Origin of the sequence: Advenella kashmirensis W13003 (assembly GCF_000506985.1) — a bacterium.
GTDB lineage: Bacteria > Pseudomonadota > Gammaproteobacteria > Burkholderiales > Burkholderiaceae_B > Advenella > Advenella kashmirensis_A.
Genome location: NZ_KI650980.1, coordinates 896,494 through 919,090 on the forward strand (window position 1 = coordinate 896,494; position 22,597 = coordinate 919,090).

The following is a 22,597-nucleotide window of genomic DNA, read 5'->3' on the forward strand; positions in this document are numbered from 1 at the left end:
CCGTCAGTTAAAGACGACAAAACGCTCTTCGGTCATATCCTGTGTGGAATAGCGCGATCCTTCACGGCCCATGCCGCTGTCCTTGACGCCGCCATAAGGCATCTGATCGGATCGCCAGCGCGACGTACCGTTCACAATCACGCCTCCGGTCCGGATATTCCTGACCGCCGAGAGCGCCAGATCAAGCGAATTGGTAAATATTCCGCACTGCAGCCCGTAAGGGCTTTCGCTAATCGCCCGGAAATGGGGCTCAATCTCCCGATAGGGCCGGATAGACATGACGGGACCGAATATTTCCCTCGCAATAACGTCCATGGTGTCGTTCACATTCGCCAGCACCGTGCCCGGCAATTGTGAGCCATTGCGCGGTCCGGTACGTAAAGGCCTGGCCCCCTGACCGATGGCGTCATCAATCATGGTCTGCACACGCACAGCTGCCGCTTCGTCAATCAACGTACCCACATCGGTATTCATATTCATGGGGTCGCCAAAGCGAATCGTATCCAGTTCCCGGCATACCGCCTCTGAAAAAACCTCGTAAAGGTCCTGGTGAACAAAAACGTTCTGGACCGACACACAACTTTGCCCGGTGACCGCCACGGCATTGCGTGCACATGTCCGCGCAGCCACTTCCATGTCGGCATCCCGGTGTACAAATGTAGGACCGATGCCCCCAAGTTCCAGCGTCACCCGTTTCATACCGACTGAATTTCGAATCAACTTGCCTACCGCAACAGAACCGGTAAAACTGACAAAATCCACCCGTGGGTCTTTGACAATCTGCGCAGCGGCGTTGTCACCATATACCGTGTTGATCGCACCTGCCGGAAATCCGGCTGCGGCCACTGCTTCCACAAACAGATGGAACGACAGCGGCGCCTTGGGTGAAGGCTTGAGCACAATACTGTTGCCCGCAGCCAGGGCCGGCCCCAACTTGTGGGCGGTCAGATTGACCGGTGCATTAAACGGCGTAATGGCGGCGACCACCCCCACCGGAAACCGTAATAGCATCCCCAGCTTTCCCGCGCTGATCGCAGTGGCATCCATGGGAATATGCTCTCCCTGTATGCGCACCGCCTCTTCAGCAAACAGCCTCAGTGTATCGGCAGAACGCTTGACTTCGACCAGACTATCCTTGAGTGCCTTGCCGCTTTCACGCGTCATGGCCCGTGCCGCCGGCTCAGCAATTGCTTCGACATTCAGCGCCGCCTGGCGCAATAGAGCCGCCCGCTCATGACCAGGCATAGCCGCCATGGCGGTTTTGGCGCGAAATGCAGCTTCAAGCGCTGCATCACAGTCAGCATCGCTGCAGATGGGGGCGTAGGCCACGACGTCGCCACGATAGGGATCGCGGACTTCATGTTGTTGCTGTGATTCCCTGCGCTCATGTCCAATGATCAGGGGAATGAACTGTGGTGCTTCCCTTGAATCGCTGTTTCTGAGTGGGTCTTCGTGTCTGGCATTGCTCAAATCAATCTCCTGATCGGGCCGCAGTTAACGGCAACATGGCGGCAACATAGGGTCCGCACGGACAACGGACATGGACAGGCGACCGATGCCTGCGCAGGTGGTTAGTGGTTAGTATTTTTGCTCGGATTACTGCACCTTGATATTCGCTTCCTTGATCAGATTCTTCCACCGCACGATTTCAGAACTGATCAATTTGCCGAGCACATCGGGACCGCCCGGTGTCGGCGTGGCGCCTTCATGCTCCAGCATTTTCCGGACTTCTTCGCTTTGTAGCACGGCATTGAGTTCGTGATTGAGACGCTCAACAACTTCGGCAGGCATACCCGCAGGCCCCAGAAGTCCAAACCACGCTTCCAGCTCAAATCCCGGCAAGCCGGCTTCCGATACAGTTGGCAGTTCCGGGAGCAAAGGCGAGCGTTTGGCACCGGTCACCGCCAGACCGCGCATCCGCCCGTCGCGGATCTGTTGCACTGAAGAGGCGACCGTCGGCAGCAACATTTGCAGTTCGCCGCCGGCAAGATCGGTAAACGCCAGCGAGATGCCTTTATATGGAATATGCGTCAGCGTGATTCCTGCTTCGTGCGCAAGCAGTGCCGTGCCAAGGTGATTGATACCGCCGACCCCGGCCGAACCGTAGTTGATACTGCCCGGTTTGGCACGCGCCAGGTCCACGAATTCCTTAAAGGTTTTTGCCGGTACGCCATTGGCAACTACCACGGCAAACGGACTCGTGGCAATGGTGCCTATCGGTTCGAGATCTTTTTCCAGGTCATACCGCAGCACTTTGCTGGTCGCCAGATTGGTGGTGATGGAGGTTGAGGCAAAAAGCAAGGTATAGCCGTCCGGCCTGGATCGCGCGACGTATTCGGTACCGATTGTTCCACCCGATCCACCCTTGTTTTCGACGACCACCGAGGTCGACATGCGGGGACCCAATTTGCTTGCGATCAGGCGTGCCATAATGTCATTGCTGCCACCGGGCGCAAAGGGAACCACTATTTTGATTGGCTTATCCGGCCATGCGGCCTGGGCTCGCGCGCTAAACAGCAGTGGCAAGGCAACCGTCACGGCGGCCAGTATCCGCAATATTTTTGTTCTGCGATACGTACCTGCACGGGCAATATCTGTCATATCTATGTCTCCTTTATGAGGTCTTCTTTTTGATGGCTCTATTGAAACAGGCCATTTTTCATTAATAAATTCAGGTTGTCTGCGTCACAACGCTCAATACCTTTTCTATGTCATCCACGGCATCCAGATCGTTGATCAGGCGGCTCAAGGCATCTGGCGCATTGTCCGCAAGTGGACAGGCAGCCGCTTTGAAGCAGTCGCGCGCTTTTGCCGCCGCTATCGCTTCCGACATGGGTCTGTCCGGATGCCCCAGAGGAATATCAACGCGCTGACGACTCGTACGCCCATTGGCAAGTTCAACATCAATGACAACCGGCGAGACATTACGTCCGTGGGAGCGTTCGATTTCTTCGTCTACATAGGGTTCCACTTTTTGCGCCAGGGCAATAATGTCTTTACGCTGATGCAGGTCCGCAGCAAAATGTCCGAGGCCGACTTGCCCGTCTACCAGGGCAGCGGCAACGGTATAGGGAATGCTGAACTGGGCCTGCACCACGGTCTGGGGTGACCGGCGCACCTCAATAGGCGTGCATACGGCCTGATATGCCTGTCGATTCAAACCGACCCGGATACGCACGATCTCCTTGATACATTCGCCCAACTCTTCACGCAGTTCTAGTGCTGCTTCGATGCCGCAATGGTTGAAACGGCAGCATGGATAGGGCTTGTAACTGAGCCGGGTAAACGCATATCGCGCGCCAAGACCATCGCGAAGAACGGCAGGATCGTATTGATTATGCAGGTAGACACGGAAAAAGCCGTCAATACCTTCGAATGTCGCCTGTGCGCCCCGAATGCCCTTTTGAGCCAGTTGTACTGAGACCAGTGCAGCCATCGCGGCAAAACCCGGCTGCATACGCTTGGTGAGCGCGGCATCCCGCGTAACCTGGTGGTTGCCCGCCACTTGGGAATAGCCGATGCCCAGTGCGTTGATAATCTGACTGCGATCCAAACGCAAAATCGTCGCCGCAGCCGCGGTTGCCGCAAAGTGGCCAAAAAGGGAGGTGTACATAAAACCACTTTCGATAATGCCCACTTTCGTCGCCATGCCCAGCCGGCTGATCGTCTCCAGGCCAGCCGCCACGCCTGCAATGAGTTCGGCACCGCTGATCTGACCACGGAGCTGCGCTGCGGCCAGGGCGGCAGGAACCACAGACACACCGGCATGCAACACCGCCGCATCATGTGTATCGTCGTAATCGCGTGCATGCGCCATCATGCCGTTAATCCACGCAGCCTGATGGGCAGGTATCCGGTTGCCAAATACCAGGACAGAAGCCTGTGGCGCCCCGCCCCAGCCGGTGACCAGATCACGGACCTCTTCGACGCCCTGAGCACTGGAGCCGGCGACAGCACACACCAGCGTGTCAAGAATATTTGCCCGTGCCGCCCGCCTGACGTCTTCCGGCAGGCTTTCAGGGTTCAAACCACAAATGAAATCAGCAAGAACCGAAGAAAAGTCACTTCCAACTTGTTCCGCAAGGTGAGGATCGCTGGTACGCATTTGCTTTAATACAGTTGTCATTTCTCTCTGTCTCATGAAATCAGAATGTCAGCGCGCGACCAAATAACACATCGGGAACGCTACCAAAAACAAATAACCATGCACTCAGGGAAAATCAGGCCACAGGGCAATCAATGTGCTGCGGACGCAGAAATTCACGCAAGCCGTCTTCCCCCCACTCGGATCCGATACCACTATGCTTATATCCAGTCATAGGCGCATCCGGTCGCAATGGACTGCCACCATTGATCTGAACAGTACCCACGTTCAGTTTTGGAATAATCTGCAGACATTGCGCAGTCTCGCCAAACACATACGCCTTCAGTCCCAGCGGCGAATCATTGGCAATGGCAATAGCCTCTTCCACATCCCGATAGGTCAGCACGACCGATACGGGGCCGAAGATTTCCTCTCTGGCCAGTGTTGCCGTGTTATCCAGACCACCGATCAACGTCGGATTCACATACCATCCTTTCGCGATGTCGGGGCGTCCGCCACCCGCAATGACTTGCGCGCCTTCCTGCACTGCGGCCTGAATACCTGCTTCGATCCGGTCACGCTGCGCAGCGTTGATCACCGGCCCCAGCAACGTTTCCTTATCACGGGGATTCCCTACTTTAAGACGGGAATACGCCTGGCGACTGATATCAACAAACTCGTCATACCGTGACGCTTCCACCAGAATGCGTGTGGGTGAGCCGCAACCCTGCCCTGCGTTGCGCGCGTAACGGGCATGCAGGGAATAGGCGTATTTTTTGAAATCCACACCGGGTAACAGAATGGCTGCAGATTTTCCACCCAACTCCAGAACGACACTGCGCAGGCCGTCCGCTGCCTGCTGCATGACCCGACGTCCGACATTGACCGAACCGGTAAAACTGACTTTAGCCACGCGCGGGTGTGTGGTAAGCCTTTCTCCTACTTGTGCCCCCCCTGCCAGAATATTGATCACCCCCGCAGGAAAACCGGCGCGGCGAACGAGTTCGCCCAGTTGCAGCACAGCCAGGGGAGCCTGTGGCGAAGACAGCAGCACGGCAGTGCAGCCCGCTGCCAATGAAGCGCCCAGTTTTGTCAGGCCGATCAACAGCGGATAGTTGAACGCCGTAATCGCGGCAACGACCCCCACCGGTCGGTAAACAACCGTACTGACTGCGGTACCTGTCACATTGAAACCCAGATGACGGGTGCGATCGCACACGGCCTGGTGTGCAAACCAGCGCAAAAACGCCACCGGCGTATCAATGTGATTGGATGTCAGATTCACCGGCGTTCCGATTTCCTCGATGAGCGTATCCATGAGCGCCTCCCGATTCTCCTCTACCAGATCAGCGAAACGCAGCAGAACCTCTTTGCGAAACTGAGGATTTTTCCAGCGCTCATCTTCAAAGGCCACCGCGGCGCTGTCGACCGCCTCGTCCACCTGGGCAGCAGATGCACCGGCGACTTCGGCAACAAGCGATTCCGTTGCCGGGTTGACGACCGCTATAGACTCGCCTTCTCCCGTCCGATCCTTGTTATTGATAAAAAGCGCGGTATGAACAGTATTTACTGCCCTGATCTGCTGCTGTTGCGTCGACATGTTCAATGTTCCTCCTGGCGTTGATCTGTTTCATTGAGTTTAAGAATTCATGACAGCGACGTCCATGTCAAATTTCAGTTGACCGTATCCCGATTACCGAAACACAAGAATGATAGGGGTTTGATTCGCAAAACAGGACGCCGCATCCCGGAAAACGCCATGGACATTGAGGCGATCTCATCGCACTATTTTAAAAAAATGGAGACATGATATGAGTCTGACTCGCCGACAATTTCTTGTCACGGCGCCCGCCGTGGCCGTTACCGCAAACACCGCATGGGGACAGACGCACTTCCCTGGAAAGCCGATCCGGATCATCGCCCCTTTTGCACCGGGCAGCTCCGATATGATTGCCCGCCGCCTGGGTGAGTCGGTCAGTGGTACGTTGGGTCAGCCTGTCGTCGTCGAAAACCGGCCCGGCGCCCAGGGGGTGGTGGCGTCGCGCGCCCTGGCTAAAGCGGCCAGCGATGGGTATACGCTGTTGCTGGGCACCAATTCCACCCACGCCGCCAGTATTTATCTGTTTCGTGAACCCGGTTACGATCCGATCAAAGACTTCACGCCTATCATGCGATTTACGACCAACCCCCTCGTATTGTGTGTCAGAACAGACAGCAAGATTGATTCGCTCAAAGCCTTCATTGATTACGGCAAGGCTCATTCGGGTCAGTTGAACTACGGCGCAGGCAATACCGGCAGTCTGGTTGCAACGCATCTGCTCACCACACAGGCCGGTTTCGACGCACAGGCAGTTAACTATGCAGGTAATGCCATTGCGGTCAACGATTTTCTGGCCGGCAGGCTCGACTTCATGGTGACGGACCCCATGATCATCAAACAGTTTGTGCAGGCCGGACAAGTCCGTATGCTGGGCCTGACCTCACGTCAGAAACTGCCCCTGTTTCCTCATCTTGCACCGATAGCCGATCAGGGACTACCGGACTATGAATACGCTTCCTGGATTGGCCTGTTCGGTCCGGCTCGCTTGCCAGACGCGGTGACGCAAACACTCTATACCGCTTTTTCCAAAGCCATGGCCAGCGAGCCGGCGCAGCAATATCTGAACAGCATCGGCATGATTGCCGCCGATCTGCCGCCTGTGGCCTTTGCCGATTACGTGAAAGATCAAATTCAGGTGTGGGGTCGTCTTACAAAAGCAGCCGGGCTGGTCGCCCAATAACCTGCCAGCGAACCAGACAGTGCAGCCTTTTCAACAGCGATCACATTGAAGGAACCAGAACATGACTCTCCAACGCAGAAATCTGCTCCTTGCTGCGGCGGCACTTCCACTGGTCCGCGCTCGGGCCGAAATTCCCACCTTTCCGTCTCGCCCAGTGCGCCTGGTCATTTCGTTTCCACCCGGTAGCACCTCGGATATGCTGGCCCGACACCTGGGAGAAAAACTCGGCAGCGCGCTCGGGCAACCCGTTGTGGTTGAATCCAAACCCGGCGCGCAGGGCGTCATTGCCGCCCGTACCGTCATTCATGCGAAGCCGGATGGTCATACCCTGTTTCTGGGAACAAACTCTTCGCATGCGGCCAACGTCTACCTCATCAAGAACCTGGGATACGATCCCATAAAGGACTTCACGCCCATCAGTCAGGTCACGACCAACCCGCTACTGCTCGTGGTGAATGCCAAGCTGCCGGTCAAGACGGTCGCGGAACTAATCGACCACGCCAAAGCCCATCCTGGAAAATTGAACTATGGCACGGGCAATTCCGGCAGCCTCGTTGCTGCGCAGCTACTTAAGGCTCAAACCGGCATACAGGCACAGGCTGTGAATTATCCTGGCATGCCCCAGGCCACCACGGATCTGGTTGCCGGACGGCTGGATTTCATGATGGTCGATCCTCTGGTCATTGAACCCTTTGTGAAGTCCGGTCAAATTCGCGTTCTGGGACTAACCTCGCCGCAGCGCCTGGCCTCCATGCCGCAAGTAGCCCCCCTGGCCGAACTGGGGCTGGCCGGGTATCGCTATGAGTCATGGAGTGGCCTGTTCGGACCGGCGGGACTGCCAGCCGACATCACCAGAAAACTGAGTGAGGTCGTGATGACGACACTCAACAGCGCCGCCAGCCAATCTTATTTGTCCCGGCTGGGCATGATCGCGACGGCATCTGATCCGCAACATTTCGGACGATTCGTCCGCGAACAAATCGTGCTGTGGCGCACTCTGTCCCGGGATGCAGGGCTGGCCGTCAATTAACACGCCGTCCACTTACCCTCCCAGATAAGCGCGTACGATATGGTCGCTCTGGAGCAATTCGCTGCTGGCGCCCTCCAGTCGAAGCTCCCCTGTCTCCAGGACATAGCCATAATCGGAGATTTTCAGTGCCAGTTTGGCATTCTGCTCAACCATGACAACTGCAATACCTTCCTGTCTGACCGTCCTGACCAGCCTGGCGACCTCATGAATCAATTTGGGTGCCAGACCCAGCGTCGGTTCGTCCAGCATCAGAATCCGGGGCTGGCTAATGAGGGCCCGGGCAATGGCCACCATCTGTTGCTCGCCACCCGACAGACTGCTGGCAAGCTGCCGCCGGCGTTCTGCGATACGGGGAAAGATGGCATACAGCATATCCAGGCGCCGGCGAAATTTCGCAGTGTCACGATTGCGATAGGCGCCTACCCTGATATTTTCAAATACCGTCATTTCCGGAAACAGCCTGCGTCCTTCGGGACATAGCGCCAGCCCCCGGTCCAGTCGTTCGTGAGGCTTTAATGACGAGATATCACTTCCGTCCATCACAATTTGCCCTGCCACCGGCCGGGTCAACCCGGCGATGGATTTGAGCAATGTTGATTTGCCTGCACCATTAGCCCCCACAATCGCCACCACGCCGCTTTCAGGAACGGAGACGGAAACATGACTCAGGGCGCTGACGCTCCCATAGGACACGCACAGGTTTGTGATCTTAAGCAAAGTCATACTCTTCCCCCAGATAAGCGTCAATCACGGTCTGATCCGCCTTGATCTGGGCCGGATTGCCCAGTGCCAATGGCGTGCCCCGGTTGAGCACCAGGATCCGGTCGCATACGCTCATTACAAGCGGCATATCATGTTCGACCAGTACAATCGTGATACCCAGCTCGTCACGCAATCGCCGGATAAGTTGTGCCGCCTCTTTCTTTTCCGACGTATGCAACCCGGCAGCCGGTTCATCCATGAGCAATAACCGGGGCCGCCCCATGAGCGCCATGCCGATGCCCAGCATCTTCTGCTGGCCATAAGACAGACTGCCTGCGCGGTTGTCCAGGACCGGTTCAAGACCCGTGAATTGCGCCATTTTCTGTATAACCTCAGATCCATCGCCGGCGTTGCGACTGGAAAAATACACGAGTGGATTGTAGCGGCGGGACACCATGGCAGCGCGACGCAGATTTTCTCTGGCGGTGTGATCCTGAAAGACCGTCACCGCCTGAAATGTGCGCCCGATGCCCCTGCGCGCGATCCTGTCGCTCGACTGCCCTGAAATGTCGGTTCCATCAAAAACAACTTTTCCCGAACTGGGCGGAAAATAACCCGCAATGACATTGAAAAGCGTGGTTTTACCCGCGCCATTAGGCCCAATAATGCCGAATATTTCGCTCTTGTTTATATCTGTGCTCACGCCGGCAACAGCGGTCAGGCCGCCAAAACGGCGTGTGACGTCATGCAGCTTCAATAACACGTCTGTCATTACGTCCTCCGTTTGCGCTGCAGGAAAACCACCAGCCCCTGCCTGAAAAACAGCAGAAATACAACCAGGCATACGCCATAGATGAGCAGTTGATACTCGCGCGCATCCCTGAGCAGCTCCGGCAGCGGCAGAATCAGAATGGCTCCCACCACAGGCCCCAAAGCCGATGCAACGCCACCGATTGCATTAACAACAATCAGATCCACGGACATCAGGAAACCAAACGTCTCCGGAGACAGAAAACCGATGTAAAAGGCGTATACGCCTCCACTGACGCCGGCAATGAACGCGCTCAATGCAAACGAGCCAATCCGCCACCCGGGAGCATCTGACCCCATGGAGCGACTCAGCATTTCATTTTCATTCAGTGATTCAAAGATGGCACCAATGTCCGAACGTTCGATCCTGCGCATCAACGCATAGAACAGCGCCAGCAGCAGCAAACCGAGCGCATAATAATGCGGGCTTTGCGTCAGTCGAACGCCGAATATCGAAAATTTCGGAATCCCATAAAGCCCGTTGTTTCCGCCGAACAGTGCGGTCCATTCCTGAAAGACCAGGTTGACAATCTGGCTGAATGCATACGTCAGCAACACGAAGTACACGCCCTTGATGCGAAGGAACAGCGGCCCGACCACAACCGCGATAGCGGTTGCAATGAGCGCGCCCGCCAGCAACGCCAGCGCCGGTGGAACGCCCAGACGCATCGCAAGCAGTGCGCTGCCATACGCGCCGATTCCCATAAAGGCTGGCTGGGCAATCGACAGCTGGCCGATCTTGAGCATGAGATTCATACTCAACGCCATGGGAATCATAATCGTAATCATCGTGGCAACGTGAAAGACATAGCGATTGTCCAAGAACCAAGGTACCAGGGCAAGCACGAGCAATATCAAATAAAGGTAACGGTTTCTCATCGCGCTCCCCTTCCGAGCAAGCCAGTAGGTCGCACTACGACAATCATCAGCACGAGAACAAATGACACAATCAGCGCAATGGTCGAACTGAACAGCGTTGTCACGACCGATTCGCTCAGGCCGATCAACAACCCGCCCAATACTGCACCGGGCAGGCTGCCGAGCCCGCCCAGGATTACCACGACAAACGCCTTGAGCATGGGCAGCTCTCCCATATAAGGGCCAACTGTGTAAACAGGAGCCATCAGTGCACCGGCCAGGCCTGCCATCAGGCAAGCCAGTCCGAAAGCCGAGGCATAGACGGTGCCAGGTTCGATGCCCACCAGGCTGGCTGTCTCGGGATCCTGAGCGACTGCCTGCATGGCCAGCCCCAGTCGCGCATATTTCATGAACAAATAGAACCCCCCCAGAATCAGCAGTGCACAGATGGCAACAACAGTACGATCCCAGGGCACGGCAGCTGAGAAAAGATGCCAGGTTCCAGAAAAGGGCCTTGTGACCGACTGCTCGGCCGGACCGAACATCAGCAAAATGGCAGACTGAAGAATAATGCCGATCGCCAGCGACATGATCATGCCGGCCAATTCATCACCCACCAATGGCCGAAACAGCATCCGCTCTGCAACGATGCCCAGCAACCCACTCAGCAGACCGGCTAGCAACACAGCAAGAAAATACGGCAAACCCATGGCGCCGAACAGCATGAGCATGACCATCGCGCCGATCATATAAAATTCGCCGTGCGCAAAGTTTACGATGCGCATGATTCCGAAGATCAGCGTAAAACCTAGCGCCATCAGAATATAAATCAGGCTGGCCAGGATACCGTTGACAATGATTTGTTCGATCATATAAGCGTGTCCCCCCGTCAATGGCAGTTGCGGCCGACCGTATATGGGCCGGCCTGTGGCAGATTATTTGGCTTTACCCACCACTACGGCTTCGCCGTCCTTGATGGCCGCGATATACATCGGCGTGAGAAACTGGTTATCCACACCCCACATCTGCTTTCCACCAAGCGTAATACTGCCGCCCTGGGCTGAGTCCATGGGCAGCACACTGGCGAAAGACTGCGCTACCTTGGCAGTATCATTGATATCTCCTGCTTTCTGAATAGCGCGCATCAGGATGCTGGTGGCATCGTAGTAGGCGATAAGAATCTCATTGGGTTCCTGCCCATAGACCTTTTTGTACTCGTTGGCCAGACGGCGATAGCCGGCATTGTTCGGATCAGCGTAAAGCGTACTGATCATGCCTTCTGCGGCTTCTTTGCCGGCTCCGGCGACAATGTCGCGTGGTCCCGAACCGCCTGTTTTCAGGAATCTGCCTTTGAATCCGATATCCCGCGCCTGACGGATCATGATGCCGGCCGTTGCCGGCGAGGTGCTGCCCAGGTCAATGATTTCCGGGTTGGTAGCCATAATTTTTGTAAATAGTGGCTGGAAATCTTTTTGATTGCGTTCGTAGAGATCCCGCCCTACGACCTCATAGCCTCTTTCTTTAAACAGCCTGGCAGTCAACTGATCCTGATCCCAGCCGGTTTCGTCATTGGGATTGGCCAGAAAAACGCGTCTTTCCTTATAATGTTCCTTGAGCCAGTCGATCAGAGACGGAATATAGTTGGCTGATATGCTGAAGACGCGAAACATGAATTTCGTATCGGCATCAATCGCCTTGCCCGAAAAGGATGTGGTCAGGCCGATCACCTGATCGTCTTCAACCTGATTTTTGACGGCCAGCGTGCCTGAAGAGCCCATGATATAAACGTATTTGACGCCGTCCTGCCTGACCAGGCGGTTATAGGCTGAAACGGCATCCGCCGCCCGATATTTATCATCATAGGCAATCACCTCCACCTGATGTCGCTCTCCGTCAACGTCAAGACCGCCTTGTGCATTGACTTCGTTTGCCTTAATCTTGACCGCCTGTACAGCGGCCAGCCCCCAGGGCGCGCCGCCGCCCGTGGTCGCGGCAATGACGCCGATTTTGATGGGTTCGGCGGCCCATGCCTGCATGACGCACAGGCCCAGCGCTACAATTGCACTACGTAATGCGTTGCGATATCTCATGTCTCTCTCCTTGATGAACGACGTTCATCGTAATCATTATTAAGTATTGCGATTTCGCGAAATAATCACGCTAAGCGCCATGCGGCAATAAAATCTGGCGTACGACATCTCCTTTGGCCAGCATATCCAGATTGCGATTCAACTGCTCAAATCCCATGGTGCCGCTTTTGAGGCGATCAACGGGGAGTCTGCCCTCCCGAAAATAATCAACATAGACCGGCAGATCGCGAGCCGGCACACCACTGCCCAGAAACGACCCCCGAATGACTTTCTCCTCGCTCACCAACCGGGCATGATCATAGGCATACAGATCACCAGAAGCGCCCAGTCCGACACCGATCACTTCTCCTCCCTTGCGCGTCACTGCAATGGCAGTCTCCATAGCGGGTTTACTACCAGAAACCTCGAATGCAAAGTCCACGCCGCCGTGGGTCAATGCCTGGATCTGCTGCACAATGTCAGGGTCCGTTGCCAGTACGCAATCGGTACAGCCAAGATCCCGTGCAAGCGCAAACTTCCCCTCATGAATATCGACCCCGACAATCCGGCCGGCGCCAGACAATTTGGCCGCCATGACCGCATTCAGACCGACGCCGCCCAGCCCGAAAACCACCACATTCTGCCCCGGCCGAACCCGCGCCGCATTAAAGACGCTGCCGGCACCGGTTACCACGGCGCAACCGAACATGGCGACAATATCCAGTGGAACGCTAGCGTCCACCTTAATCAGCGTCTGAGGCATGGTGACCGCGTATTGGGCAAATGACGACACCCCGCTGTAATGATTCAACGGTACACCCTGCCTGCTGAGCTTGCGATTACCATTAGGCAACAAACCCTCGGAACGTGACCAGGCAACGCTATTACAAAGCACCGGGCGTCCTTCAATGCACATTTGGCAATGCCCACAATCGGACACGCCCACCATGACCACATGATCGCCTTCCTTAAGAGTCTTGACACTACGCCCCACTTCTCGAACGATGCCGGCGCCCTCATGTCCGCCGACCACGGGTAGCTTGCGTTTGCGCAGCCCGGCTACCTGGGACAGATCGGAATGACACAGGCCCGCAGCCCGTATTTCGACCAGGACCTCATCGTCGGCCGGACCTTCCAGCTCCACTTCTTCGATACGAAAGGGCTGGCTTTGCTCATACGGAGCCGGCAGACCCTGGTTGTACATCACAGCTGCAAGCATTCGCATTGCGTTTATCTCCCTGACGTCATTGATGTGAATACATACGGGTTCCTTCAGCCAAGCCTTCTGCACGAAAGATCATGGAACCCTTACCACCGATTTCGTCACGCGCAACAATGACCATTTCACGCGATCCAGGACGAAACGCCATACTGGTCAACTTGAGAAAATGGTTATTCCACTGCCCCGGCAGCAGAATCTGACCGATAGGGATACCGAAGGGATTGAATACCAGCACACGCCCCTGCAGATACATGGCCACATAGACATTGCCATCGGAATCGGTGCGCATCGAATCCGGCGCCCGGCCTGTGAAGCGATACGGCACCGAGGTGCCAAACGGCCTGGGTAAAACGGGCGTGGCGAGTTCCACCCTGTGCAGGCGGCTGTTGCAAAACTCAGTCGACCACAGAACCTGACCGTCTGGGCTGAGCGCCACGCCGTTTGCAGATGCCATATCCGGAATGACCGGAATAGTCATGGAAAAATCAGGCGTGACATAGTAAACACCGCCACAAGGCTCGGTACTGCTTCCCTTGAAATCGGTAAAGTAGATTCCCCCGTGACGGTCAAAAACCAGATCATCCACTACATAACCCGCAGCGGGTGGCACAATCACTTGCGGGTCAGAGCCATCAGCGGCGATACTAACAATGGCACCTGACGACAGATTTCCGATACCACCGAGGAAAATGCGACCGTCACGATGGACAGCCACACCAGCCGGACATAAGGCCTTGTCGGTATAAAGTGTGGAAAGCTGACCGTCCAGTGTCAGCTTCATCACGTTTCCATCGTAGACGTCGACAAACAACAAGTTTTCATCACGGTCAAAGGCCGGGCCTTCGAGTGCCACCAAACCGTCGGAAACCTGAAAAAACGGCTCGGCGACGGCCGTCGGCAACGTGCGTTCCGACGGAGGAATCGGCGCCAGTCCACGGGTGCGTTCGGTGTAGTCAAGGCGAGATTGCACATTTGAATCTTCAGGGTCGTCGCTTAAAATATTTCTCATCTCATTTCGTCCACCGTGGTGTTCGATCCGTTCCATTGGTCACGCTCCCTTGTGGCTCATGCCACCGTCGACCGGAATCAGGGTGCCCGTAATGTACCGGGCCAACGGTGATGCAAGAAACACCACGAGATTGGACAGATCGGCTGGCTCACCAAAATAGCCGGCAGGAATGTAACGTTCAATAAAAGCGGCGCGCTCAGATTCAGGATAAAGACGTTGAACCTGTTCACTTTCGATTCGCCCAGGTGCAATGCTATTAATCGTGATGCCTTCTTTAGCCAAATCCCTTGATAAGCCTTTTGCCCACAAATGCAGGGCGGCCTTGGCTGCCAGCGCTGCATTCAGAAAATGGGGTTCCATCAAACCGGTGATATTAATGATACGACCCCAGCGTGCCTCTCTCATGGCTGGCAACACGTGTTCTGCCAGTCGGCGGCCCGCTGTAAAGTTCAGGGACATGGCTTCCTCCCATACCTCTTCGCCGTCCTCCAGCGTGACAGGACGCGAGCCGCCGGCGCAATTGATCAGCACCTCGATGGGACCAGCGAGTTGAGCCGCCTGGCAAGCGATACGGCCAATTTGCCTTGCGTCTGTCATATCACCAGTGACCGTCAATGGTCGCCGCACTCCCGCGGCTTCCAGCCCTTCAGCCCATTGATCCAGAACATCCTGCCGTCTCGCCGTGGCTACAACAGTGGCGCCTTCTCGAGCAAGCCCTTCGGCAATGGCAGCGCCTATGCCCGCACTTGCACCTGTCACCAGACAACGGCGCCCTTCAAGCATCAAGTCCATTTGTCTCTCCTATTTTTAAATGACGTTCGACCTTTCATCACGGCACGAGCACAGCGCTACGCATGAGCACTATTGCGGTTGCAGATCGGCAATTTTGACCAGTTTTCCCCATGTTGCAATCTGATCTTTGACGAACGCGGTCAAGTCTCCCGGGGTTGATGTTTTTTTGATCATGCCCATGCGTTCAAAGTAATCCGTTGCTTCTTTTGAGTTGATGGCTTTAATCAGCGCATCGCGCAGGCTGGAGATCACTTCTCCAGGTGTGCCCTGCGGCGCGAAGTAGCCCAGCCAGGAAGCGTATTCGTAGCCCTTGACTCCCGCCTGTTCCATGGTTGGCACATCCGGCATCGAACCCAGTCGCTCTTTTGTTGTCACTGCGAGCGGACGCAATTTGCCTTCCTTGATAAAAGAGTCCACTACGACAGGATCAACAATCATAAATTGCAACCTGCCGGCCACCAGATCCAGCGCCGCCTGGGACGCGCCTTTGTAGGAGATTTCCGTCGCATCCATGCCTGCCAGGGATTTGAGCAGCGCGACAGAGACTTTCCCTCCGGAATTGCCCGCACCATAATTGAGTTCTCCTGGGCGCGCCTTGGCATAATCAATCAGTTCCTGAACCGATCCGATCGGCAGGTCGGCACGAACAACCAGAACCAGGGGATTGATGGTCGCCAATGTGACCGGAACCAGATCTTTGACAGGGTCGTAGGGTAACGATTTGAACAAGTGCACGTTAGCCGCCATCGTCGTATTCCCACCCAGAAGCAGGGTATACCCGTCAGGGCGCGCCCGTGCCACCTGGCTGGAGGCCACCAGACCGGACGCGCTGGCCTTGCTGATCACGACCAGCGGCTGGCCGGTCGCCTCCGTGAATCCTTTACCAATAAAGCGTGTCAGCACGTCGGATGTAGAGCCCGGTGTGCTCGAGATGACGACTTCGACCGGTTTTTCAGGGAAGGCCCCAGCCAGAGCAAAAATGGGAATCCCATTGAGGACCATCAGCACCAGTGCCTTGAAAAAAGTGTTCATATCTTGCCTCCTGTTTCTGTATGACTGCCGGTAAATGGCTTATTTTGAGAATCGCGTAAACATGGAAATACCGTCAGGGAGACTCCTTCGCTACGCTTGCGCAAGCGTCCTGGCCCAGACACAATCCACTCATGGCGTGCCTTCCTCCTTGAAATGCCCAGGCCAGCGCATCTTAACCACCTCTCTTGTCGCTGCGTACGCATAGCAACTATCAATCTTCAGCGGCCGTCCCTGCCCGTCCGTCTTTTCTGGTGCGTCTTTGCGCATCCGCCAGAGCGCCTGGATGGCGACCGTTGCGAGCGGCCGCAGCAATTCGCTCAGGTGCGTGCATCCGCGGCGCCCCGTAAACCGGTTTTTGAGCATGCTCGACCACCCCGGGCCAATGGTGAAACCAATCACTTCTCTGACTGCTAATGCAGCTTCGGCACACACCCGATAGGGAGACGCATCAATACAGGCAACGGCATCGACAATGCATAGATTCTGATCAACGACCAGACGGACCGCCATATCGTGCAGCGGTTCCCCTGGGGCAAGGCGCCGGCCGTCGGCGAAGACCAACTCCTCAGGTTTGCGATCCAGCATGTGAGCCTCAACATCCACCAGCCCGTCCGAGCGCAGATAGCCATGCATGGTAATGGAGCGGGTATGTAGAATGTCCCGTGAAGAAGAGTCGGGCAATGGCATCACGTCCCTCAAATCACGCCCTGAGCGCGCAGTTGAGCCAACTCTTCCGCAGAATGACCCAGCCACTCTCCAAAAATCTGGTCATTGCTGGCCCCAAGCGGCAGGCTGGGTTCTATCGGCCTGCGCTCCACGCCTTCGAAAACCAGCGGCGAACCCGGCAACACGACGCTACCCAGCAAAGGATGATCAACGGTCTGCAAACTGCCCCGCGCGTGCATATTCTTGTCCTGCAGCACCTCCTGCAACTTGCGTACCGGCGCGCAAGGGACTTTGCCGTTGAGCATCCGCTCCGCAACCTCATCTTTTTTCATTTTCCGTGTCCACGATTCAATCAGATTGTCGACGTCTGCCGTATGGGCGACACGCGCCGAACGGTTTGCAAAGCGTGGGTCATTCTTGAGTTCAGGACATCCAATGACATCCAGGATGGCGTAGAAGTGTCGATCACCGGGGGCATTGAGCACCACATAGCCATCCACTGTCGGATACACGTTATAGGGAGAAATGCCCAGCCCTCCATGACGGTTGCCCGTACGTGCCGGTGCCGCGTCACCCCGGGCATGCAACATGCCCAGGTTGGAAGCCAGGGAAGCAAATGTCGCGTCCTGCATGGATACTTCAACCACCCTGCCCTGGCCGGTTTGTGTTCTTTCATACAAGGCGGTCATGATGGCTCCATACAAATGGATCCCCGCCATGAAGTCACAGATCGCCGCGCCGGCCTTCACCGGCGGCTGGTCGGGGTAGCCTGTGGAATCGATGACGCCACACATAGCTTGCATAACCAGGTCCATCGCCGGATAATCACGATACGGACCTGATTTGCCATAGCCTGAACTTGATCCGTAAATGAGCCTCGGATTGATTTCAAGCAGCTGCGCGGCCCCGACACCCAGGCGATCCATCACACCTGGTGCGAAATTTTCAACCAGAATATCAGCCCGCTGGACCAGCTCGGTCAACAACGCACGACCAGCCGCCTCTTTCAGATTCAGCGTTACCGGTTTTTTATTGGAGTTGAGCATGGCAAAAGGCAAATCGGCCCCGCCCATATCTCCACGACTGCGCAGATGTTCTCCGCCAAGCGGCTCAACCTTTATGACTTCTGCGCCGGCCATCGCCATCAGAAAGGTGGCATAGGGCCCGTTGTAGACGTGCGAAAGGTCGATGACAACAATGCCATCAAGGGGTAATTTTTGCGGTGCTTTCTGCATGCTGCCTCTTTCATTCATAATGGATTTGCGCTGACTGCCACGTTAAGCAGGCGGCAGGCAGCCACGTAATGGGGTCGGTCAACCATTTGCCCATCTATGGAAACGGAACCGGCCTGGGGTGCTGCCTCGAAGGCAGCCACCACCTGACGGGCATAATCCAGTTCTGCCGATGACACTTGAAATACTTCGTTGATGATCGGAACCTGGTCAGGATGTATCGCGGCCTTGGCCTTGAAACCGTCGCGTCGAGCCTGCTCGGCTTCCGCACGCAGTCCCTGGGTATCCCGAAAATTCGTATAGACGGCATCCACCGCAACCGCACGCGCCGCAGCGGCGGCGAGCAAGGTCATGGAGCGCGCCATTTGAAACAATGCCGTGTACTGCCCTGTCTCGCAACGATTGGCGGGTACGCTCATATCGGTTGCCAGATCTTCGCCGCCCCAAAGCATGCCCCACAGGCGGCTTTCGGTCTGTCGTGGATAGGTGGGTAAATTGAGAACAGCAATCGCGCTTTCGGTCACCACCGGCAGCACCACGATAGAGCCGGTCTGAATCTGTTCACTTGCTTCCAGCTTGGTCAGGGCCGCATCCAGCGTGGCCAGGTCCTGGCCCCCCTCGCATTTGGGCAACATGATGCCATAGGGGCGCGCAGCCACCACCGCCGCCAGATCGTCCTGCAGCAGACCGGACGACAGCGAGTTGACGCGGACAAAAATCGGCAGCTCACGGTGGGCACGAACAAAGGCGCAGGTCACTTCACGTGCTTGTGCTTTTTCCGCTGCGGGTACGGCATCCTCAAGATCCAGGATTAATGCATCGGCTCCGCAAACAAGGCCTTTTTGCAGCTTTCGCTCATCGTGACCTGGAATAAAAAGCAGTGATCTCATATCAGAATGTTCCCTGGGACAGAAAGCCATCCACCGGATCAAAATCTTCCATCAATTTTTTTCCGACCAGATCTTTCAGCGTTTCCGTAGCGCCGCCACCAAGCGTACCGTAACGCACGCCGCGGTAAAACCGCGAGACCGGATATTCGTCGGTGAAACCATAACCTCCATGCACCTGCAGTGCTTCACTGGTGACGCGAATGGCCATTTCGTTGACAAACATTTTGGCGATCGCCGCTTCATGCGGATCAGGAAAAGGATTGGCGGTCAGGCAGGCACGGTACAGCAGGCTTCTTCCGGCTTCGATATCGCGGTACATTTCGGCCAGTTTCCAGCGAATACCCTGAAACTCGCCGACAGTTTTGCCAAAAATCGTACGATCTCGCACATACTTGATCGCTTCCTGGAAAGCGCCCTCGGCCAGTCCCAGGGATACGCTAGGGTTAAGACAGCGCTGCGTATTGAAGGCCGACAGCAGTTTTTTGAATCCACCCTCACGAAGGATCACGTTTTCCGCCGGCACTTCACAATTTTCAAAACGAATTTCGGCCAGGTTCTCTCCACCCATGGTGTGATATCGCGCCGTCACACTGAATCCGGGCGTATTGCGATTGACCAGCACACATCCGATACCATCACGGCCCGGCTGGTTGTCGATGCGACTGAAGACCACGAACCACTCGGCTTCATCTGCACGGCTGATCAGCGTCTTGACACCGTTCACCACCGCACGATCACCCTTCATGGTGGTATTTGTTTTGTAATTGGGTACATCGGTGCCGGCATGCGGCTCCGTCATGCAGACCGCCAGCAACGCCTCGCCGGTGCACACTTTGGGAAGAATCTCCTTCTTCATGCTTTCCGGTGCAAAATTGGTAATCACGCGGACCTGTACGCCGACCTCACCCATCAGGGCCATGGCGGTCACATAACATACCTTCGACACTTCCTCGATGACCAGGGCAGTATCAAAAACAGACATATCCGAACCGCCGTATTGCTCGGGAATAGACATGCCCAGAACTCCAATATCGGCCAGGTCTTTCATGTTCTGCATGGGGAACGTACCATCCAGGTAATCCATCGCCCTCCCCTGGAATTTGTCGCGAGCCAGTTCCCGCACCGTACCCACCAGCGCACGCTGTTCAGATGTCAGTTGTAATTTCGGATTTGTCATGTTGTACTCCCCTGCTTGAAAATAAAATATTGAAATCTCTGCCCTCACAATTGAGGCAATGTGTTTTAACGATGTGTAATAGATAAAGAGATCACTCGACCACACTCGTAAATGTGGGAGGACGTTTTTCGGCAAAAGCGGCCAAGCCTTCAGCGTAATCTGCCGAACCGAGGATTGAAGGCAGCGCTGCTCGCTCCATGCGCAATGCATCTTCCAGCGGTCGCTCTATCCCGCGATATACCAGTCTTTTGATTTGATCCATGGCCGGCGCAGACCGTCCTGCCAGCAGGTTGGCGAACTCGTGGGCTCGCGCTTCCAGTTGATCCTGTTCGATAACTTCGTTGACCAGCCCAATCGAAAGCGCATACTCGCTGCTCACGGGCTCGCCGCTGAGCATCATTTGCAGAGCGCGACTGACGCCCACCAGTCGCGGCAACCGTTGTGTGCCGCCCGCTCCCGGGAACGCGCCGACCCGGCTCTCGGTCAATCCAAGAGAAATACCGCTGGCTGCAAAACGCAGATCACATCCCATGGCAAGCTCCAGCCCGCCACCCAGCGCCACGCCATTCATTACGGCGATGCTGACAAAGCGTGCCTCTGCTATGGCGTTCACAACATCGTTGATACCTGCGTTATGATCCAGACGCTCGTAAAAATTCATCTCGGCTCGTTGCTTAAGATCGGCGCCGGCGCAAAAACCACGCCCACTGCCCCGTATCAGGACGACGCGCGCATTTCGTCTTGCAACATCGCGAATCGCCAGCCTGAATTCGATCACTGTTTCTTTGCCAAGCGCATTCATGCGATCCGGACGATTCATCCAGATCTCATAAACATGCTCGCCAAGATTCTTAACAACAATTTCGCTGCTCATTGAAACCCCTGTGCTTTTTTCATTTCCTGTACTTGCGCCAGTAAGGCGTCACGGTGCGCCGGATGCGCAATGGCGATCAGACGCTGCACCCGCTCCTGCAGGGAACAACCCTGTAAATGCGCCACGCCGTACTCGGTCACAACGATGTCCACATCTCCGCGCGAAGTGGTCACCGGCCGCATACCCAATGAAGCGACCAGTCTGGAATGTTTGCCGTCCGACGTCGCGGATGGGATCGCGATAATGGAACGCCCGCCCGGCGATAATGTGCCAGCCCTGACAAAATCGGCATGCCCGCCCAATGCGCCCAAATAACGATTTCCAGCAACCTCTGCATTGATCTGCCCCGTCAAATCGATTTCAATCGCCGAGTTAATCGTATGAAAACGTTGCAGCGCCTCGGCAGTTGTCAGGCTATGCGTATACTCTGCACTGCGCAACGACACCAGACCGCTCTGTTGCGCAAAATCGCGCAGGCGTTGTGTACCAAACAGGCCGCCAGTCACGCTCAGACCTGCATCGCATCCCTTATGGGCGTTCGTGACCACCCCTTTTTCAACCATCGTGACCAGCACATCGGAAACCACGCCACTGTGTACGCCCAACTCCCGATGATCACAAAGCGCATGCGCCACTGCGGTCGGCAACGTTCCGACACCCATTTGCACGGTGGCCCGGTCGGGAACCAGTGCAGCAACCTGCAGCGCCACTTGACGTTCCACCTCGGAGGGTTTCGGATCCGGCATATCCAGAATGTGATCATCGCCGTCGACAAGAATGTCGATATCGGCCGCGTCAACCAGCGCATCGTTGCCCATCCTGGGCAGTGCGGGGTTGACAATGGCAATGACCAGCCGCGCGCGATCAATCATGGCCTGGATAAAATCAGCGATGACGCCAAGCGAATACTTGCCGCCCGGCATCGGAACCACTTGAATAAGGACAATGTCAATCCGTAGCGCTCCCGACCTGAACAACCGTGGAAGCGCACTGACATGCGATGGAAAAATGCGGGCACATCCCGTCACTTTGCGGGCCGTACCCGCGCCGTTCAGCGCATGAAACTGGAAATTGTCAGATAGCCCCTGGTCCAGCGTGTCAGAGACACTCAGTCCGAAAAGCAGCGCACATGGAGGCAGCCCGGCACGCTGCGAAACCAGCTTCTCCGTTAATGCCCGTGGTTCTCCCGGTCCTTGGGGCCACCCAATCACATCGTCGGCCCGGACATAATCCGCAAAACGAAATTGCGCCAGCGACTGCTTTGACACTTTCCCGCTGGCGGTGGCACGATTTTTGTGGGACATAATGGCTCTTGAAATTCTGGTTCTGGATCAATAAGCAAACACCGGGTTCCTCATGCCATACGGCAA

At 55.9% G+C, this 22,597-nt stretch carries 21 protein-coding genes; 2 read left to right on the forward strand and 19 right to left on the reverse strand.

The features are described from left to right. Positions 1 to 3: 3 nt before the first annotated feature. From W822_RS38880 to W822_RS38890, 4 genes are all read right to left on the reverse strand, one after another. The gene (locus W822_RS38880) at positions 4 to 1,470 is read right to left on the reverse strand and encodes an aldehyde dehydrogenase family protein (protein ID WP_024006124.1); all 1,467 of its coding nucleotides are present in this window, start codon (positions 1,468 to 1,470) and stop codon (positions 4 to 6) included. Positions 1,471 to 1,596: 126 nt separating this feature from the next. After that, positions 1,597 to 2,601 (reverse strand): Bug family tripartite tricarboxylate transporter substrate binding protein, encoded by a 1,005-nt coding sequence (locus W822_RS38885; protein ID WP_051401771.1) that lies wholly within the window; start codon positions 2,599 to 2,601, stop codon positions 1,597 to 1,599. A 70-nt stretch (positions 2,602 to 2,671) separates the two neighbouring features. Then, the gene (locus W822_RS0123830) at positions 2,672 to 4,126 is read right to left on the reverse strand and encodes an MmgE/PrpD family protein (RefSeq protein WP_172642801.1); all 1,455 of its coding nucleotides are present in this window, start codon (positions 4,124 to 4,126) and stop codon (positions 2,672 to 2,674) included. A 94-nt stretch (positions 4,127 to 4,220) separates the two neighbouring features. Beyond that, complete coding sequence (locus W822_RS38890) at positions 4,221 to 5,684, reverse strand: aldehyde dehydrogenase family protein (protein WP_024006127.1); 1,464 nt, start codon at positions 5,682 to 5,684, stop codon at positions 4,221 to 4,223. Between the two features lie 211 nt (positions 5,685 to 5,895). Here W822_RS38890 and W822_RS38895 point away from each other — a divergent pair, with 211 nt between their 5' ends. Together W822_RS38895 and W822_RS38900 are read left to right on the forward strand one after the other, a co-directional pair. Then, positions 5,896 to 6,864, forward strand: coding sequence for a Bug family tripartite tricarboxylate transporter substrate binding protein (locus W822_RS38895; protein ID WP_024006128.1), 969 nt, complete (start codon positions 5,896 to 5,898; stop codon positions 6,862 to 6,864). A gap of 61 nt (positions 6,865 to 6,925) precedes the next feature. After that, on the forward strand, positions 6,926 to 7,894 hold the full coding sequence (locus W822_RS38900) for a Bug family tripartite tricarboxylate transporter substrate binding protein (protein ID WP_024006129.1): 969 nt from the start codon (positions 6,926 to 6,928) through the stop codon (positions 7,892 to 7,894). A gap of 12 nt (positions 7,895 to 7,906) precedes the next feature. Here the strand turns inward: W822_RS38900 and W822_RS38905 are convergent, their stop codons facing one another. The 15 genes from W822_RS38905 to W822_RS38975 form a co-directional block, all read right to left on the reverse strand. Further along, the gene (locus tag W822_RS38905; protein ID WP_051401772.1) at positions 7,907 to 8,617 is read right to left on the reverse strand and encodes an ABC transporter ATP-binding protein; all 711 of its coding nucleotides are present in this window, start codon (positions 8,615 to 8,617) and stop codon (positions 7,907 to 7,909) included. After that, on the reverse strand, positions 8,604 to 9,368 hold the full coding sequence (locus tag W822_RS38910; RefSeq protein WP_024006131.1) for an ABC transporter ATP-binding protein: 765 nt from the start codon (positions 9,366 to 9,368) through the stop codon (positions 8,604 to 8,606). The genes W822_RS38905 and W822_RS38910 overlap by 14 nt, the downstream gene beginning before the upstream one ends. Then, positions 9,368 to 10,285, reverse strand: coding sequence for a branched-chain amino acid ABC transporter permease (locus W822_RS38915; RefSeq protein ID WP_024006132.1), 918 nt, complete (start codon positions 10,283 to 10,285; stop codon positions 9,368 to 9,370). The genes W822_RS38910 and W822_RS38915 overlap by 1 nt, the downstream gene beginning before the upstream one ends. Then, the gene (locus W822_RS38920; RefSeq protein WP_024006133.1) at positions 10,282 to 11,136 is read right to left on the reverse strand and encodes a branched-chain amino acid ABC transporter permease; all 855 of its coding nucleotides are present in this window, start codon (positions 11,134 to 11,136) and stop codon (positions 10,282 to 10,284) included. The genes W822_RS38915 and W822_RS38920 overlap by 4 nt, the downstream gene beginning before the upstream one ends. A 63-nt stretch (positions 11,137 to 11,199) precedes the next feature. Then, positions 11,200 to 12,354, reverse strand: a complete 1,155-nt coding sequence (locus W822_RS38925; protein WP_024006134.1) for an ABC transporter substrate-binding protein — start codon at positions 12,352 to 12,354, stop codon at positions 11,200 to 11,202. A 70-nt stretch (positions 12,355 to 12,424) separates the two neighbouring features. After that, entirely contained in the window at positions 12,425 to 13,558 is a 1,134-nt protein-coding gene (locus tag W822_RS38930; protein ID WP_024006135.1) for a zinc-binding dehydrogenase, read from the reverse strand. A gap of 19 nt (positions 13,559 to 13,577) precedes the next feature. Further along, positions 13,578 to 14,564, reverse strand: coding sequence for an SMP-30/gluconolactonase/LRE family protein (locus tag W822_RS38935; RefSeq protein ID WP_024006136.1), 987 nt, complete (start codon positions 14,562 to 14,564; stop codon positions 13,578 to 13,580). A gap of 39 nt (positions 14,565 to 14,603) precedes the next feature. Beyond that, positions 14,604 to 15,356, reverse strand: a complete 753-nt coding sequence (locus W822_RS38940; protein ID WP_024006137.1) for an SDR family NAD(P)-dependent oxidoreductase — start codon at positions 15,354 to 15,356, stop codon at positions 14,604 to 14,606. A 69-nt stretch (positions 15,357 to 15,425) separates the two neighbouring features. Further along, positions 15,426 to 16,388, reverse strand: a complete 963-nt coding sequence (locus W822_RS38945; protein WP_024006138.1) for a Bug family tripartite tricarboxylate transporter substrate binding protein — start codon at positions 16,386 to 16,388, stop codon at positions 15,426 to 15,428. Between the two features lie 129 nt (positions 16,389 to 16,517). After that, the gene (locus W822_RS38950; RefSeq protein ID WP_024006139.1) at positions 16,518 to 17,075 is read right to left on the reverse strand and encodes a DUF2889 domain-containing protein; all 558 of its coding nucleotides are present in this window, start codon (positions 17,073 to 17,075) and stop codon (positions 16,518 to 16,520) included. A gap of 8 nt (positions 17,076 to 17,083) precedes the next feature. Next, complete coding sequence (locus tag W822_RS38955; protein ID WP_253272307.1) at positions 17,084 to 18,307, reverse strand: CaiB/BaiF CoA transferase family protein; 1,224 nt, start codon at positions 18,305 to 18,307, stop codon at positions 17,084 to 17,086. After that, positions 18,304 to 19,176, reverse strand: a complete 873-nt coding sequence (locus tag W822_RS38960) for an HpcH/HpaI aldolase/citrate lyase family protein (protein ID WP_024006141.1) — start codon at positions 19,174 to 19,176, stop codon at positions 18,304 to 18,306. Before W822_RS38960 ends, W822_RS38955 begins: the two co-directional genes overlap by 4 nt. Position 19,177: 1 nt before the next feature. Beyond that, positions 19,178 to 20,353 carry an acyl-CoA dehydrogenase family protein gene (locus tag W822_RS38965; RefSeq protein WP_031243097.1) on the reverse strand — a complete coding sequence of 392 codons (1,176 nt, stop codon included), beginning with the start codon at positions 20,351 to 20,353 and terminating at the stop codon, positions 19,178 to 19,180. 91 nt (positions 20,354 to 20,444) lie between these two features. Next, a complete protein-coding gene (locus tag W822_RS38970) occupies positions 20,445 to 21,227 on the reverse strand; it encodes an enoyl-CoA hydratase/isomerase family protein (protein ID WP_024006143.1) in 783 nt (260 codons plus the stop codon). Next, a complete protein-coding gene (locus W822_RS38975) occupies positions 21,224 to 22,531 on the reverse strand; it encodes an acetyl-CoA hydrolase/transferase family protein (protein ID WP_024006144.1) in 1,308 nt (435 codons plus the stop codon). The genes W822_RS38970 and W822_RS38975 overlap by 4 nt, the downstream gene beginning before the upstream one ends. Positions 22,532 to 22,597: the final 66 nt, after the last annotated feature.

Bases quoted from the DNA above. Each gene is read 5' to 3' on its own strand.
- W822_RS38900 (WP_024006129.1), top strand. From the start codon at position 6,926: ATGACTCTCCAACGCAGAAATCTGCTCCTTGCTGCGGCGGCACTTCCA.
- W822_RS38885 (WP_051401771.1), bottom strand. From the start codon at position 2,601: ATGACAGATATTGCCCGTGCAGGTACGTATCGCAGAACAAAAATATTG.
- W822_RS38930 (WP_024006135.1), bottom strand. From the start codon at position 13,558: ATGCGAATGCTTGCAGCTGTGATGTACAACCAGGGTCTGCCGGCTCCG.
- W822_RS38965 (WP_031243097.1), bottom strand. From the start codon at position 20,353: ATGACAAATCCGAAATTACAACTGACATCTGAACAGCGTGCGCTGGTG.
- W822_RS38925 (WP_024006134.1), bottom strand. From the start codon at position 12,354: ATGAGATATCGCAACGCATTACGTAGTGCAATTGTAGCGCTGGGCCTG.
- W822_RS38920 (WP_024006133.1), bottom strand. From the start codon at position 11,136: ATGATCGAACAAATCATTGTCAACGGTATCCTGGCCAGCCTGATTTAT.
- W822_RS38940 (WP_024006137.1), bottom strand. From the start codon at position 15,356: ATGGACTTGATGCTTGAAGGGCGCCGTTGTCTGGTGACAGGTGCAAGT.
- W822_RS38915 (WP_024006132.1), bottom strand. From the start codon at position 10,285: ATGAGAAACCGTTACCTTTATTTGATATTGCTCGTGCTTGCCCTGGTA.
- W822_RS38910 (WP_024006131.1), bottom strand. From the start codon at position 9,368: ATGACAGACGTGTTATTGAAGCTGCATGACGTCACACGCCGTTTTGGC.
- W822_RS38895 (WP_024006128.1), top strand. From the start codon at position 5,896: ATGAGTCTGACTCGCCGACAATTTCTTGTCACGGCGCCCGCCGTGGCC.
- W822_RS38905 (WP_051401772.1), bottom strand. From the start codon at position 8,617: ATGACTTTGCTTAAGATCACAAACCTGTGCGTGTCCTATGGGAGCGTC.
- W822_RS38955 (WP_253272307.1), bottom strand. From the start codon at position 18,307: ATGAATGAAAGAGGCAGCATGCAGAAAGCACCGCAAAAATTACCCCTT.
- W822_RS38950 (WP_024006139.1), bottom strand. From the start codon at position 17,075: ATGCCATTGCCCGACTCTTCTTCACGGGACATTCTACATACCCGCTCC.
- W822_RS38975 (WP_024006144.1), bottom strand. From the start codon at position 22,531: ATGTCCCACAAAAATCGTGCCACCGCCAGCGGGAAAGTGTCAAAGCAG.
- W822_RS38935 (WP_024006136.1), bottom strand. From the start codon at position 14,564: ATGAGAAATATTTTAAGCGACGACCCTGAAGATTCAAATGTGCAATCT.
- W822_RS38890 (WP_024006127.1), bottom strand. From the start codon at position 5,684: ATGTCGACGCAACAGCAGCAGATCAGGGCAGTAAATACTGTTCATACC.
- W822_RS38960 (WP_024006141.1), bottom strand. From the start codon at position 19,176: ATGAGATCACTGCTTTTTATTCCAGGTCACGATGAGCGAAAGCTGCAA.
- W822_RS38970 (WP_024006143.1), bottom strand. From the start codon at position 21,227: ATGAGCAGCGAAATTGTTGTTAAGAATCTTGGCGAGCATGTTTATGAG.
- W822_RS38945 (WP_024006138.1), bottom strand. From the start codon at position 16,388: ATGAACACTTTTTTCAAGGCACTGGTGCTGATGGTCCTCAATGGGATT.
- W822_RS0123830 (WP_172642801.1), bottom strand. From the start codon at position 4,126: ATGACAACTGTATTAAAGCAAATGCGTACCAGCGATCCTCACCTTGCG.